Source organism: Chryseobacterium camelliae (assembly GCF_002770595.1).
Taxonomy (GTDB): Bacteria; Bacteroidota; Bacteroidia; order Flavobacteriales; family Weeksellaceae; genus Chryseobacterium; species Chryseobacterium camelliae.
This window is the reverse complement of the sequence record NZ_CP022986.1, coordinates 3390292-3403507: the sequence shown is the minus strand read 5'-3', so window position 1 is coordinate 3403507 and position 13216 is coordinate 3390292. Positions and strand designations below refer to the sequence as shown.

General features: G+C 43.8%; 14 protein-coding genes. 10 read left to right on the top strand and 4 right to left on the bottom strand.

Annotated features, from left to right (window positions below):
- Nucleotides 1-59 precede the first annotated feature (59 nt).
- Nucleotides 60-1163, bottom strand: a complete 1104-nt coding sequence (locus CGB83_RS15765; protein WP_100076664.1) for a PASTA domain-containing protein — start codon at nucleotides 1161-1163, stop codon at nucleotides 60-62.
- A 153-nt stretch (nucleotides 1164-1316) separates the two neighbouring features.
- On the opposite strand from CGB83_RS15765, the gene CGB83_RS15760 reads away from it, so the two are divergent.
- From CGB83_RS15760 to CGB83_RS15750, 3 genes are all read left to right on the top strand, one after another.
- Nucleotides 1317-2309, top strand: a complete 993-nt coding sequence (locus CGB83_RS15760) for a D-alanine--D-alanine ligase (RefSeq protein ID WP_100076663.1) — start codon at nucleotides 1317-1319, stop codon at nucleotides 2307-2309.
- A 100-nt stretch (nucleotides 2310-2409) separates the two neighbouring features.
- The gene (gene coaD, locus CGB83_RS15755) at nucleotides 2410-2877 is read left to right on the top strand and encodes a pantetheine-phosphate adenylyltransferase (protein WP_100076662.1); all 468 of its coding nucleotides are present in this window, start codon (nucleotides 2410-2412) and stop codon (nucleotides 2875-2877) included.
- Nucleotides 2878-2961: 84 nt separating this feature from the next.
- Complete coding sequence (locus tag CGB83_RS15750) at nucleotides 2962-3594, top strand: trimeric intracellular cation channel family protein (protein WP_100076661.1); 633 nt, start codon at nucleotides 2962-2964, stop codon at nucleotides 3592-3594.
- 66 nt (nucleotides 3595-3660) lie between these two features.
- Here the strand turns inward: CGB83_RS15750 and CGB83_RS15745 are convergent, their stop codons facing one another.
- On the bottom strand, nucleotides 3661-4227 hold the full coding sequence (locus CGB83_RS15745; RefSeq protein ID WP_100076660.1) for a hypothetical protein: 567 nt from the start codon (nucleotides 4225-4227) through the stop codon (nucleotides 3661-3663).
- Nucleotides 4228-4295: 68 nt separating this feature from the next.
- Nucleotides 4296-4796 (bottom strand): dihydrofolate reductase, encoded by a 501-nt coding sequence (locus tag CGB83_RS15740; RefSeq protein WP_100076659.1) that lies wholly within the window; start codon nucleotides 4794-4796, stop codon nucleotides 4296-4298.
- 74 nt (nucleotides 4797-4870) lie between these two features.
- Between CGB83_RS15740 and CGB83_RS15735 the strand changes: the two genes are divergently transcribed.
- The 5 genes from CGB83_RS15735 (at nucleotide 4871) to CGB83_RS15715 (ending at nucleotide 9446) form a co-directional block, all read left to right on the top strand.
- On the top strand, nucleotides 4871-5479 hold the full coding sequence (locus CGB83_RS15735; RefSeq protein ID WP_100076658.1) for a LemA family protein: 609 nt from the start codon (nucleotides 4871-4873) through the stop codon (nucleotides 5477-5479).
- Nucleotides 5479-5907 (top strand): TPM domain-containing protein, encoded by a 429-nt coding sequence (locus CGB83_RS15730; RefSeq protein ID WP_172954713.1) that lies wholly within the window; start codon nucleotides 5479-5481, stop codon nucleotides 5905-5907. The genes CGB83_RS15735 and CGB83_RS15730 overlap by 1 nt, the downstream gene beginning before the upstream one ends.
- Nucleotides 5888-6694: a TPM domain-containing protein gene (locus CGB83_RS15725; RefSeq protein ID WP_100076656.1), complete on the top strand. Its 807-nt coding sequence runs from the start codon at nucleotides 5888-5890 to the stop codon at nucleotides 6692-6694. Before CGB83_RS15730 ends, CGB83_RS15725 begins: the two co-directional genes overlap by 20 nt.
- Before the next feature lie 349 nt (nucleotides 6695-7043).
- On the top strand, nucleotides 7044-7565 hold the full coding sequence (locus CGB83_RS15720; protein ID WP_100076655.1) for an NAD(P)H-dependent oxidoreductase: 522 nt from the start codon (nucleotides 7044-7046) through the stop codon (nucleotides 7563-7565).
- 6 nt (nucleotides 7566-7571) lie between these two features.
- On the top strand, nucleotides 7572-9446 hold the full coding sequence (locus CGB83_RS15715) for a monovalent cation:proton antiporter-2 (CPA2) family protein (RefSeq protein WP_100076654.1): 1875 nt from the start codon (nucleotides 7572-7574) through the stop codon (nucleotides 9444-9446).
- An 11-nt stretch (nucleotides 9447-9457) separates the two neighbouring features.
- Here the strand turns inward: CGB83_RS15715 and CGB83_RS15710 are convergent, their stop codons facing one another.
- Complete coding sequence (locus CGB83_RS15710; RefSeq protein WP_100076653.1) at nucleotides 9458-10267, bottom strand: GIN domain-containing protein; 810 nt, start codon at nucleotides 10265-10267, stop codon at nucleotides 9458-9460.
- A 227-nt stretch (nucleotides 10268-10494) separates the two neighbouring features.
- Here CGB83_RS15710 and CGB83_RS15705 point away from each other — a divergent pair, with 227 nt between their 5' ends.
- Together CGB83_RS15705 and CGB83_RS15700 are read left to right on the top strand one after the other, a co-directional pair.
- Nucleotides 10495-10854 carry an SPW repeat protein gene (locus tag CGB83_RS15705; protein WP_100076652.1) on the top strand — a complete coding sequence of 120 codons (360 nt, stop codon included), beginning with the start codon at nucleotides 10495-10497 and terminating at the stop codon, nucleotides 10852-10854.
- Between the two features lie 150 nt (nucleotides 10855-11004).
- Entirely contained in the window at nucleotides 11005-13143 is a 2139-nt protein-coding gene (locus CGB83_RS15700; protein WP_100076651.1) for a M3 family metallopeptidase, read from the top strand.
- The last annotated feature ends 73 nt before the right edge of the window (nucleotides 13144-13216 follow it).

Here is a 13216-nt window from a genome sequence, read left to right as displayed (position 1 = left end):
ACACAAAAGGCTTCAACAGAATGCAGTTGAAGCCTTTGATTAAATTTAGCCGGCAGCGTTTATTCTACAACTACTTTTTTAGGCTTTTGCTTTTGTGAAGGCTGCTGTGATGAAGAAGCCGTTTTCGCTGCTGATGTATTGTTTCCGGAATTTCCTCCGGTATTTGCCGTGGTCTTCGGTTTATTGTTCTCTGATGTTCCGGCCGGCCTGGAAGTTCCTGTTTTGGGCGTTTCCGTCTTTGCAGCTGGCTCAGTTACTTTAGGGACTTCTCTTCTCGGAGCCGGAGCCGGTGTTACAGGTTCATAGGTGGGTTCCTGATGGGCAGGAATTTCCTGGTACTGGATTGGCGGCAGCCCGGTATCCACCTTCATTCGGTATGTAGCGTTGAGCTGTTCTATTTTGTCCCTCAGCTCAGCCGGGGTTTTCTTACTGGCCCAAAGATCGATCTGCATTCCCTGGTCCCTCATATCTCCTGACGCCGGATCCTGGTAATAAATAATATCTGATTCATCCCTGCCTCCGTCTTCGTGATCTACCAGACCCACCTCAAAAAGGCTTCTGGCGATGACGGATCTTGCTTCTTTCACGGTAAGCCCTACTATATTCGGAATAGAAATATTCCTCATCGGTCCGGAACCTACGACAACATCCACCATAGAGAACCTGGGCACAAGAGATCCCGGCTTAATTGGATTTCCTTTGTAAAGGATCCTGAGAACCGCATCTTTCTGGATGCTCGGCTCAAAGATGGTATCCCCGATTTTTAGTCCTACCTGGTCCAGCCTCTGGAAGGCAAGTCCTGAATATTTGTTTACCACATCCGGAATCGCTACCGGAGCCCAGAATTTAGGGTTTACCATTAACTGGATCGCACGTTCATATTTAACCCGCGAACCTGCGGAAGGTGACATTTTAAGAACCTGAAGCGGCTTGTATTTAGGGTCATATTTGGCACTGTCCACTTCATACTCCAGCCCTGCATCTTCCAGGATCTGAACAGCTTCATAAACGGATTTATTAACGACATTGGGAACCGGCATTTCTTCTCCGTGATTGGTATGGTATTCCAGCCAGCGGAATGTAAGCCATATCAGCCCCACAAAAACTCCGATCGCCAATAATAAGTTCAGTAAAACTCTCCAGTTGAAAAGTGATTTAAGCATACTTAAAATACTTTAATTATAGCAGCAAAGATAACCAATAATTTTATATTGCAGTTTTTCTTTGCCACATTTCATTTTTCGTCCCAAAATTTACCGGCGTGCTCTATTGCATTAGGTAAAATCATTAAATTTGCTCATTGATATGACAGTATTATGAGCAAAAAAAGCGTTGCCGTAGTAATGGGAGGCCACTCTGACGAATATGTGGTTTCTCTTAAAAGCGGACAGTTGATCTACGATTCTTTAGACAGAGGTCTTTACGATGTCTACAAAGTGGTTATTCTTAAAGATGAATGGTATTTCCTGGATGAACAAGGTCAGAAGCTCCCGATCCATAAAGGGGACTTTTCAGTTACACTCAGTTCGGGACAGCATATGAAGTTTGATGTCTGCTTCAATATCATCCATGGGGCACCCGGCGAAAACGGCGTTTTGCAGGCCTACTGGGATGCTATCGGCCAGGTATATACCGGTTGCGATTTTTACCAGAGTGCGCTGACCTTCAATAAAAAAGACACCCTTGCCGTACTGTCGAAATATGGCATTCCTTCTGCAAAAAGCATCTACCTCAGAAAAGGGGAAACCATCAATGCAGAAGAGATCATCCGTGAGCTTGGGCTTCCGGTATTCGTTAAGCCGAACCAATCCGGTTCTTCACTGGGTATTTCAAAAGTAAAAGAACTTGCTGAACTGCTGCCGGCGACTGAAGTAGCCTTTAAAGAAGACCATGAAATCCTGATTGAAAGTTTTCTGGACGGAATGGAAGTCTCTGTAGGTGTAGTAGACTTCAAAGATGAAACCGTTGTGCTCGGCATCACAGAAATCGTCCCTAAAAATGAGTTCTTCGATTATGCAGCAAAATATGAAGGCGCTTCCGAAGAAATCACTCCGGCCAGGATTGACGAGGAAACCCGTCAACGGGTGGAAGATATTTCCAAAAAAGCCTACGACTCGCTTGGCATGAGCGGTTTTTCCCGAAGTGAGTTCATTTTAATGGATGGTATTCCCTACATGCTGGAGATGAATACCAATCCGGGATTTTCCCCTGCAAGCATCCTGCCGCAGCAGGCACGGCATTATGGGATTTCCATTGCTGACCTGTGCGGAAATGAAGTTGAAAAAGCTTTACATAAGAATCAAAAATAAAGTATTTAAAAAAGTTCGGAAATTAAATCCGTTGCCTATGCTAACGGATGGCCGGATTTTTCCTTCATTATTCATAACTTGTAATCTATAAATACTGCGCATGAAAATTGCTGTTTTTCCGGGATCGTTTGATCCTATTACTTTAGGACATTACGATATCATAGAACGGGCAGCCCCGCTTTTCGATAAGCTGATTATAGCGATCGGGCAGAATTCCCAGAAAAAATACATGTTCCCGCTGGAAAAAAGAATGGAATTCATCCAGAATTCCGTTGCCGAATTTCCTAATGTGGAAGTGGATTATTTCGAAGGACTTACCGTCGATTACTGTTTTGAAAAGGATGCACAATATATTATCCGAGGCCTGAGGAATCCGGCGGATTTCGAATTTGAAAAAGCCATTGCCCATACCAACAGGACGCTCGCCCATAAAAAACTGGAAACGGTTTTCCTGCTGACCTCCTCCGGAAAATCATTCATCAGCAGCAGCATCGTCCGGGAAATCCTCAATCACGGCGGAGAATATGAGCTGCTGGTCCCGGATTCGGTGAGAATTGAGAAACACTAAATAAATAATTGATGATTGATAAATGATGATTGATATATACAGTAAAAAAATCATTCATCAATTATCATTCATCATTCATAAAAAATGCACGAACAGTTCAATTTTGCCATAGAAGTCCTTGGAACCATTTCCTTTTCCATGTCGGGGAGTTTTGCCGCCATGCAGAAACGGCTGGATCCTTTCGGGGTGCTGATTATTGCCTTCGTGACCTCTGTGGGAGGCGGAACCGTACGGGACCTGCTGCTGGACATTCCTGTATTCTGGATGCATGACCTGTTTACCTGCGTCATTATCCTGGCGACAAGCATTTTCACCATGATTTTTAAATCCCTGGAAAAAAACTTCCAGGTTACGCTGTTTATCTTTGACAGTTTCGGGTTGGGATTATTCACCATCATTGGTGTCCAGAAGGGACTGCATGCAGACATCCATCCTCTGATCTGTATAGGACTGGGAACCATTACGGGCTGTTTCGGGGGAATTATACGGGACATCCTGCTCAATAGGATTCCATTGATCTTCAGGAAAGAAATTTACGCTACTGCCTGCATTGTCGGCGGATCTGCTTTTTTGCTGATGACGAAATTCAGTTCCTTTACCTATACATTTATTCAGATTTTCACCATCCTCCTGATTGTAGCCATACGTACGCTGGCTGTAAAATACCACTGGCAGATCCCCAAATTCTACGGATACGACCATAATGCTGAAATGTAGGTTAATATCATAAAAAAAGCATCTGATCTGTTCAGATGCTTTTGTATTGTATAGTCAATTCCTGAATTAGAATTTCCCTCTGTTCCTCATATTAGGATTGTGCATATGCTTCTGCATGGTCGGCATCTTCATCTGGTCTTTCATCATTTTGATCTGATCAGTCATCATGCCTGCGCTGTCGAGCCTTTTAGCTTCATCAAGCAGCTTCTGCCCTTCCTGCCTTCTCCCTTTGGAAATGGCCGCAGCCGCAAGGTTTAAGGTAGCCATAGCCCTGTCGTGCTTCATATTCAGTCCATATTCAAGGGCTTTTCTCATCAGGGGTTCTACTTTTGTAGGGTGTTCCTGTGCCAAAGTCAGGCCCTGCAGGTAATGAAAATATCCGTACTGGGATTGATGGAGCTGAGCCTTATAGTTGGTGATTCCTTTCAGCCATTCCCCTGCTTTTTCCATATTCTGCTTTCTGAGCTGCCAGAAGGCAAGCAGGATGTATTCGTTTTTGAAGAAAAGGAGGATCGGCACTGCAGCCAGCAGGAAAATCACGATTCCCCAGCCCAGGTTTCTGGTAAAGATCATCATAGAAAGTCCCGTCAGGATCAGAACTGCGGCAATGGCGATTTTTATGTATTTGTTCATTGTTAAAATTTAGAATTGCAAAGATAAATAATTTAGTCCTTAGAAGCTAGTGCTTGCCAGCCGGAATTCTAGAGTTCTTCGGTTTTGATTTTTTCAAAAGTCTGAAAGCAGAAGCTGTAGGCATGCTTCTCATCTGCCTCAAAGCAGGACTCATCAGTTTTCAGCCACATCTTCCCGTCAATCTCAGGAAAAAATGTATCTGCCTCGAAGCTGCCGTTCACTTTGGTTACTTCAATCCTGTCGGCAACCTGCATCGTCTGCTCATAGATTTTACCGCCCCCGATGATGAATACGTCTTCATCGATCTTTTTGGCAAACTTTACCGCTTCTTTAATGCTGCCTACAATCAGTACGCCTTCTTCAAACCAGTCCTTTTTTCCGGAAACAATAATATTGGTGCGGTTCGGGAGCGGTTTACCGATGCTTTCATAGGTTTTCCTGCCCATAATGACCGGATGGCCGGAAGTTATTTCTTTAAAATGTTTCAAATCTTTGGGAAGATGCCACAGCAGCTGGTTTTTGAATCCAATCTCATTGCTGTCTCCCATTGCGACCACCATTGTTACCATTAAAATAATTTTCTGCAAAATTAGCACATAATTTGTATATTTGGTTGACACAAGGTTTTTAAAAAATATAAACTATGAAAAATAAAGGCTGCCTGAGTGCAGGAACTATCGGAATTGCACTGGTTGTAATTGTTGTGATTCTTTTCTTCTGGGGTAAAAGCGGCTACAATAATTTTGTAACCCAGGAACAGAACGTGAATACCAAATGGTCTAACGTGGAAACGGTATACCAGAAAAGAGCCAACCTCATCCCGAATCTTGAAAGAACAGTAAAATCATACTCGAAATTTGAGCAGGAAACCCTGACGAAAGTTGTGGAAGCCCGTTCTAAAGCAACTTCTATCAACATTGACCCTACGAATATGACGCAGCAGGACCTTGCGAAATTCCAGGCAGCGCAGGGAGAATTGTCAGGAGCACTCAGCAGGCTGATGGCTGTGGTGGAATCCTATCCTAACCTGAAAGCAGACCAGCAGTACATCAACTTCCAAAGGGAGTATACCGCTATTGAAAACAGCATCAGGACCGAAACAGTATATTATAACGCAGCAGCACAGGAATACAATACGACGATTAAAAAATTCCCGAATAATATCCTGGCCAACTTCACCAATTTCAAAGAGAAACCATACTTCAAAGCAGATGCAGGTGCTGAAAAGGCTCCTGAAGTCTTCTCAGAATAATGAAAAGTTTTTTAACCCATCATCAGATAGCTTCCCTTGTGGAAGCTATTCAGTCGGCGGAAGAACATTCCACGGGCGAAATCCGGGTGCATATTGATTCCAATACCTCAACCCGTGATGCGGAGACAGCATTCGAAGTATTCAGGAGGCTGTGCATGAATAATACTGCCGACAGAAATGCGGTTCTTTTCCATGTCAATTTTGAAAAGAAATACCTGACCATTATCGGTGATATCGGCATCCATGAGAAGGTAAAACAATCCTATTGGGACCAGCTGCACGACTACATTACTGGAGAGTTTGCCAAAGGGAATTATTACAAAGCACTGGAAAGTGCCATCCTAAAAACCGGACTTGAACTGAAGAAACATTTTCCGGTTACCGGAGAAAACCCCAACCAATTATCTAATGAGATTACGTTCTCTTAAAATAATATTTTCATTCATCCTTTTTTTCCTGTACCTCTGGGTACCGGCACAATATACCGTTCCAAAGAAACCGGCGGTGCTTTACCCGGTATTTGATGAAGCCAATCTGCTCAGCCAGCAGGAAAAAGATGCCCTGAACAATAAGCTGATCAAATTTGCTGATTCCACCTCTACTGAGATTGAAGTAATTATTATTCCTTCAACCAAAGGCGAAGATGTGAATTTCCTCGCTACGATGTTCGGGGAAAAATGGGGAATCGGGCAGAAAAATGTGGATAACGGGGTTGTTTTCCTGATCGCTACGGAAGACCATACGATGGCTATCCAGCAGGGAAGGGCTGTTGAGCAGTACCTGACCGCATCAGTAGCCGGCCAGATCCTGGACTATATTGTAACCCCTAATTTCAAGCAGGGGAAATGGTATGAAGGAATCGACCGCGGGACAACATCCATTATGGAAGCTGTCCAGGGAAAATTTAAACCGATTGCCAAGACACCTTCAGGCGGAAAAAGAGATTCGGTGAGTCTCATCATCATTGCCATCATCATTTTTATCATCATTTCGATCATCTTCAGGAACCGTGGAGGCGGAGGAGGAGGAAATGGCGACGACGATGATGTGATCATCTCCAGGAGAGGCCGCAGAAATTATCCTAGCGGATTCTTCCCTTTCCCGGGAAGCTTCGGAGGTGGTGGTTTTGGCGGAGGCAGTTCCGGAGGCGGCGGATTCGGAGGCTTTGGCGGAGGCGGAAGCTTTGGAGGCGGAGGTGCTTCGGGAGGATGGTAATAAAACAGCATATAATCGGTCTTTACAGGCCGATTTTTTATTTGACCTTAGCAGATCATTATCAACCTGATTGATTATTCTGTAACTGATACGGGATACTTTCAATACCTGTTAAACACCTGTTTCAGTAATATATCGGAATGTGCTCCTTTATGATTAATCAAAAAGGCAAGATATTCATATAAATGAAACCTCTTTTTATAATCCATTCAATTTTGGCTAGGAAAACGGCATTTTTTTTGATCAGCACAAGCATAAAATGGTCATTTTCAGATTAAAAAATCAATAAATCAGACCTAAAATTCTATTTAATTCATTTTTTTTTCGTTATTTTTACTCAAAACAGGTTATGAAGAAGACATTGGTAGTTTTTGCGCATCCTTATCTTGAACATTCGAATTCGAATGTAGAGCTCATCAATTTTTATGTCCGTCATCAGCATTTTACGCTTCGTGACCTGTACGAAGAATACCCCAATTTCCATATTGCGGCTTTCAGGGAACGCAAACGCCTGAAGAATTATGACCGGTTTATCTTTCAGTTTCCCATCATATGGTTTGGTGTTCCTCCCCTTTTAAAACTGTGGATTGATGAAGTCTTCGACCGGGACTGGCTGAAAGAGGGGGCTGAGAATCCGCTGGAAGGTAAGGAAGTACATATCCTGGTGACTACCGGAGGAAAAGAAAGGTCATTCAGCAGGAACGGCACCTATAAATACAGTGTGGAAGAAGTCATCAGCGGACTGATCATCTGCCTGAATGTTTTTAAAGCTGACATCAAAAATATCAAAGTGGTATATGAGGCCAATAAGCTCAGTAAAAAAGAAATCATCCTCCATAAAAGAGAATTTGAAGAACTTCTAAACCAATAGAAACCTATGGAACAGACATTAGCTATGAACACCCTACTCTTTCTGGGCGTAGCCATTATCATGGTTCCGCTGGCCAGGAAGTTCGGGCTCAGCTCCGTAATAGGATATATTGCAGGAGGAATCATCATCGGGCCTTATATCCTTAAGCTTACCGGGAAAGATGTAAACGACATCATGCATGCCAGCGAATTTGGCGTAATCATGCTGCTCTTTCTGGTCGGCCTGGAACTGGAACCCAGAAAATTCTGGGAAATGCGGAAAAAGATCATGGGACTCGGGCTTACCCAGACCCTGCTTACCATTTCCCTGTTGTTTCTCGTATTCATCTGTGTAGGATGGAGCATGGATAAGGCCGTTACCGTTGCCATGTGCTTCGCATTATCTTCAACAGCGATTGTCCTGCAGACCTTACAGGAAAAAAACAACCTGAACAGCACAGCCGGCGAAGCTTCGTTTTCCACCCTGCTTTTCCAGGACATTGCAGTGATTCCTATCCTGGCGATCCTGCCTGTTATTGCCCATCATAAAGCGAGGCACCATGACAATGAAATCCAGGTGATGATCCAGAACCTTCCTGAATGGATGCAGGCAGGAACCGTTATTTTAGGCGTTGTGCTTCTGATCCTGCTGGGCCGGTATGTCTTTGTTCCTTTCCTTCGCTATGTTTCCAAAGCCGGCATGACGGAACTTCTTACGGCATCTTCCCTTTTCCTGGTCATAGGGGTTTCGGAGCTGATGACCGTCATCGGCCTTTCTCCTGCACTGGGGGCGTTCCTCGCGGGAGTAATGCTGGCGAACAGCGAGTTCAGGCATGAGCTGGAAGCACAGATAGATCCGTTCAAAGGATTGCTTCTGGCTGTATTTTTTGTAAGTGTAGGTTCAACAATCAATTTCAATATTATTGCAGAAGACCCTTTATTTATTTTCACTACTGTATTTGCTGTACTGTTTATAAAATTTATCGTCCTGTATGCAATCGGGAAATTTTTCAGGATCGATACCCCGCAGAGTCTGTTCTATGCATTTGCTCTCTCTCAGGTTGGAGAATTTGCATTTGTACTGATCAATTATGCTTCAGGATTGTACATCGTCACGCCTGAACTGAATGCACAGATGATGGCCGTGACAGCTATCACCATGTGTATTACCCCTTTCCTGATCATTATCAACGATAAATTCATCACCCCTAAATTCATTAAGGAGGAACCGGAAACCGGACAGGATTTTAATATCCTGGACGGGCAGGTCAGCCAGAAAAAGATCATTATTGTAGGTTTCGGGCATTTCGGAAGTACCGTAGGAAGGCTGCTCAGGGCGAATAAAATTTCAGCTACCGTACTGGACCGGGATTCCGATCGGGTCAAACTACTAAGAAGCTATGGTTTTAAAGTATATTACGGTGATGCAACCAGGATTCCCATCCTCAGGGCCGCCGGTATAGAAGATGCCGAAATTCTGGTGCTCTGCCTGGATGATCCGGCTGACAATAAATTTGTAGCAGACCTGGTGCGGGAACATTATCCGGATATCAAAATATTTGTGAGGGCTAAAAACAGGATTGATGCCTACGATTATATTAACAATGGTATTGATAAGATTTACCGGGAAACCCTGGGTACTGCAGTAGATATGGCTGTAGACATCCTGCATGAAACCGGAATGAGAAAATATGCAGCCAGACGGCTTGGACAGCGTTTCATGGCGATTGATAAAGACTCCGTGCGTAAACTGGCCAGAATAAAAGAGGAAGACGATGACGACCTTGCATTGTTCACCACCAAAGAAATCCTCCAGCGTGAGGAGGATTTACTGGCATATGATAATCTGAATTTTGACAGAAAAGACTGGCAGGATTCTTCCTCAGAAGATGAAGAAGATTAATCACCATTGTATTACTGGATATTGACGCTTCCGCCGCTGCTCTGAGACTGGTTGATGGTTTTCAGGTTACCTTTTTTATACACATTGACACTACCGCCGGAAGAAGCTTCCGCATCAAGTTCTGAAACGGCACTGATGTCAATGCTTCCGCCGCCTGAAGCCTCTGCTTTTACGCGGTCTGCAACCACATCACGTGCTGAAATGCTGCTGCCGGAAGAGGAACTCAGCTCTGCCCTTTTGGATTTTCCTGAAATATCGATGCTGGAACCCGAAGAAGCATCAATATCAAGGTCAACCGCCCAGATCTTACCGCTGAAGCTACTACTGCTGCCTGCGGAAATATCAAATTTATTTGCTTCCAGGTTACCGGAAACAGATCCTGAGCTCGACAGGTCGATTTTTGTCTTTTCCTGCGTGAATGAATCTTTTATCCTGATTTCAGCGGCTGAGTTGGCCGTCAGTTTTTCAAAATCTTTGGTATAAACCTTAGCTGTTACCCGGTTATTCGTTACCCTTACCCCGGACTTATAATGGATGTGCAGTTTACCGTTTTTGTTTTCTACCAGCACTTCGTCAATAAGGTCCTGAGGAGCCGAAACCACGACTCTTTCTACATCAGCTTTAATGATATCCGCTTCTATGGCCTGTGAGACTTCTATCTCATCAAACTCTCCCCTGAATTCCCTTTCCTGAAGGGATCCGTTTTCTTTGGGAACTGTAGTTTCCACCCAGCTGTCCTTTTTTGCTCCCCTTCTGTCGTCCTTATTACAGGCACCCAGCATGACCAGAGCTGAAAAAATAAAAATAGTTTTTGAATTCATATGGATCTGTTTGTTTTAATGATTAATCAGGCAATAATTATAACAACTAATATATTAAAAATATTACTGCCTTTGCTGATATTTATTTATGGATGATCACAGCCTAATTCATAAATTTTATTTTTTAATGATAATTCATAAATATAAACTAAAAATTAAATTAAAATTATACTAACCAATGGTATAATAATTGGACAAAATAAACCACACCACCAAATATTAAGATTATGATTCCATCAAAAGTCCACGCCGTATTAGATTACCTGATGGGTATGATCCTGATTGCCGCCCCCTGGCTGTTAGGGTTTGCCGATAATACCGCAGCCACTATCCTGCCTGTAATTTTGGGAGCATCAACATTGGTATACAGCCTGTTTACAGATTATGAGTACTCCATGGTCCGGATGATCCCGTTCAAAGCGCACCTGACCCTCGACTTTGCCTCCGGAGTACTGCTTTTGGTTTCTCCATGGTTATTCGGATTCAGTGACAGAATGTACCTGCCGCATGTTATCCTGGGAGCAATAGAGATCGGAGCTGTGTTGATGACAAAGCCCAAACCCGTTACCGAGGCAGAAAAAGTATAGGAGCCCATCTGAACATACCACAATTTAAAATAGAAGCTTTTCCGGTTTTCCGGAGAAGCTTTTTAATGCCCCATCAGCAGAATCTTTGCCTTTCACTTCTTGTTTAATGTAATAGTTTTAATATCTTTATGCTTTACTAACAATGCGTTTATGAAGAATATTTCATCGGTATTATTAATTTCCGCTCTGGCATTTAATTATTCCTGTACAACAATGAAGACAACTGAAACCCAACATGAAGTTCCTGTACCGGCTTCCCTTGCATCCAATCCTTTTATGAAGAAAAGTACGCTGCAGTATGAAGCCCCGGAATTTGATAAAATCAAAGATGAACATTTTAAGCCGGCCTTCGATTTCGGGCTTAAGCAGCATGATGCTGAGATTATAAAGATCGCTGATAACCCGGCTGCGCCTACTTTTGAGAATACGATTGTAGCGCTTGAAAGAAGTGGTGAAGTACTGAAACGTGCGATGATTGTTTTTTCCAATCTCACGAGTGCGAACACCAACCCTACCCTTCAGGCGCTGGATGAGGAATATGCACCGGTTTTTGCTGCCCATTCGGATAAAATGTACCTTAATGAAAACCTGTATAAAAGGATACAGGCTATCACGGATACAGGCCTTGATGCCGAAAGCAAGAGGCTGCTTCGGTTTTACAAACAGAATTTTGAAATTGCAGGAGCCAACCTTTCTTCTGCGGATAAAGAAAAACTGAAACAGATCAACCAGGAGCTCGCCTCATTATCTACCCAGTATTCCAACAAATTGCTGGAAGCCAGAAAACAGGGCGGTGTATTTTTCAGCGATGCGAAGGAACTGGACGGACTTTCAGCAGACGAAATTGCCGCTGCCGCCGCAGATGCTAAAAATGCCGGCAAGGAAGGACAATACCTGCTGGCTTTGCAGAATACCACTCAGCAGCCTCTTTTACAGAACCTGAAAAACAGGGCTACCAGGGAAAAATTGTTTAAAGCTTCCTGGACCAGGGCTGAAAAAGGAGATGCCAATGATACCCGGGAAACCATTGAAAAGCTGGCTGCACTGAGGCTGAAAAAAGCTCAGGTGCTGGGCAAGAAAAGCTTTGCAGAATGGAAGCTCCAGGACCAGATGGCAAAAACCCCGGAAGCAGCTACAAAACTGATGAACCAGATAGCCACGCCTGCAGTGGAAACGGCAAGACGTGAAGCCAAAGACATCCAGGACCTTATCGATCAGCAGAAAGGAGGCTTCAAAGTAGAACCCTGGGATTGGAATTTCTATGCTGAGCAGGTGAGAAAAGCCAAATTCGACCTGGATGAAAATCAGATCAAACCTTACTTTGAGATCACGACCGTTCTGGAAAAAGGCGTTTTCTTCGCGGCAGAAAAATTTTATGGGCTTACCTTTAAGAAAAGGACAGACCTTCCGGTATACCATCCTGATGTAGTGACCTATGAAGTTTTCGATCACGACGGAAAATCCATTGCCATTTATTACCTGGATTTCTATACCCGGGATTCCAAAAACGGAGGTGCATGGATGAGCAATTTTGTGGAACAGTCTTACCTGCTTGGAACCAAGCCTGTCATTGTCAACTGCTACAACTATCAGAAACCGGCTCCGGGAAAACCTTCACTGATCAGCTTTGATGATGTATCAACAATTTTCCATGAATTCGGACATTCGATCCACGGCATGTTTGCCAGCCAGAAATATTCTTCACTTTCAGGAACCAATGTGCCGAGGGACTTTGTGGAATTCCCTTCCCAGATCAACGAACACTGGGCACTGGACCCTGTAGTATTAAAGAATTACGCCATTCACTACGAAACCAAGCAGCCGATTCCGCAGGCTTTGGTGGATAAGATCAAAAAAGCGGCGACATTCAACCAGGGATATATGACAACAGAACTGGTTTCGGCAGCAGAAATGGATATGGATTGGCATACCGTAACCAACGACAGCCAGCTGATCCCTGTACTGGATTTTGAAAAGCAGTCACTGGCAAAACACGGATTTACACTTGCCACTGTACCGCCGAGATACCATACGCCTTATTTCGCCCACATATGGGGTGGCGGGTATTCCGCAGGATATTATGCTTATCTATGGTCTGAAACCCTGGATAACGACGCGTGGGAATGGATTATGAGCCATGGCGGGCTGACCAGGGAAAACGGCGACCGCTTCAGGAAATACATCCTGTCAGTAGGAAATTCCGTAGACCTCAACCAGGCCTTCAGGGATTTTACAGGACACGATCCGGATATCAAACCTTTATTGAGAAACAGAGGATTTATCAAATAAAACAAAGCATCCAGAAAACTGGATGCTTTTTAAATTTAGAACATAACATATCCCATTGTATCATTCTAACCAA

Bases quoted from the DNA above. Each gene is read 5' to 3' on its own strand.
- CGB83_RS15745 (WP_100076660.1), bottom strand. From the start codon at position 4,227: ATGAACAAATACATAAAAATCGCCATTGCCGCAGTTCTGATCCTGACG.
- CGB83_RS15750 (WP_100076661.1), top strand. From the start codon at position 2,962: ATGCACGAACAGTTCAATTTTGCCATAGAAGTCCTTGGAACCATTTCC.
- CGB83_RS15715 (WP_100076654.1), top strand. From the start codon at position 7,572: ATGGAACAGACATTAGCTATGAACACCCTACTCTTTCTGGGCGTAGCC.
- CGB83_RS15760 (WP_100076663.1), top strand. From the start codon at position 1,317: ATGAGCAAAAAAAGCGTTGCCGTAGTAATGGGAGGCCACTCTGACGAA.
- CGB83_RS15700 (WP_100076651.1), top strand. From the start codon at position 11,005: ATGAAGAATATTTCATCGGTATTATTAATTTCCGCTCTGGCATTTAAT.
- CGB83_RS15765 (WP_100076664.1), bottom strand. From the start codon at position 1,163: ATGCTTAAATCACTTTTCAACTGGAGAGTTTTACTGAACTTATTATTG.
- CGB83_RS15730 (WP_172954713.1), top strand. From the start codon at position 5,479: ATGAAAAGTTTTTTAACCCATCATCAGATAGCTTCCCTTGTGGAAGCT.
- CGB83_RS15705 (WP_100076652.1), top strand. From the start codon at position 10,495: ATGATTCCATCAAAAGTCCACGCCGTATTAGATTACCTGATGGGTATG.
- coaD (WP_100076662.1), top strand. From the start codon at position 2,410: ATGAAAATTGCTGTTTTTCCGGGATCGTTTGATCCTATTACTTTAGGA.
- CGB83_RS15740 (WP_100076659.1), bottom strand. From the start codon at position 4,796: ATGGTAACAATGGTGGTCGCAATGGGAGACAGCAATGAGATTGGATTC.
- CGB83_RS15710 (WP_100076653.1), bottom strand. From the start codon at position 10,267: ATGAATTCAAAAACTATTTTTATTTTTTCAGCTCTGGTCATGCTGGGT.
- CGB83_RS15720 (WP_100076655.1), top strand. From the start codon at position 7,044: ATGAAGAAGACATTGGTAGTTTTTGCGCATCCTTATCTTGAACATTCG.
- CGB83_RS15725 (WP_100076656.1), top strand. From the start codon at position 5,888: ATGAGATTACGTTCTCTTAAAATAATATTTTCATTCATCCTTTTTTTC.
- CGB83_RS15735 (WP_100076658.1), top strand. From the start codon at position 4,871: ATGAAAAATAAAGGCTGCCTGAGTGCAGGAACTATCGGAATTGCACTG.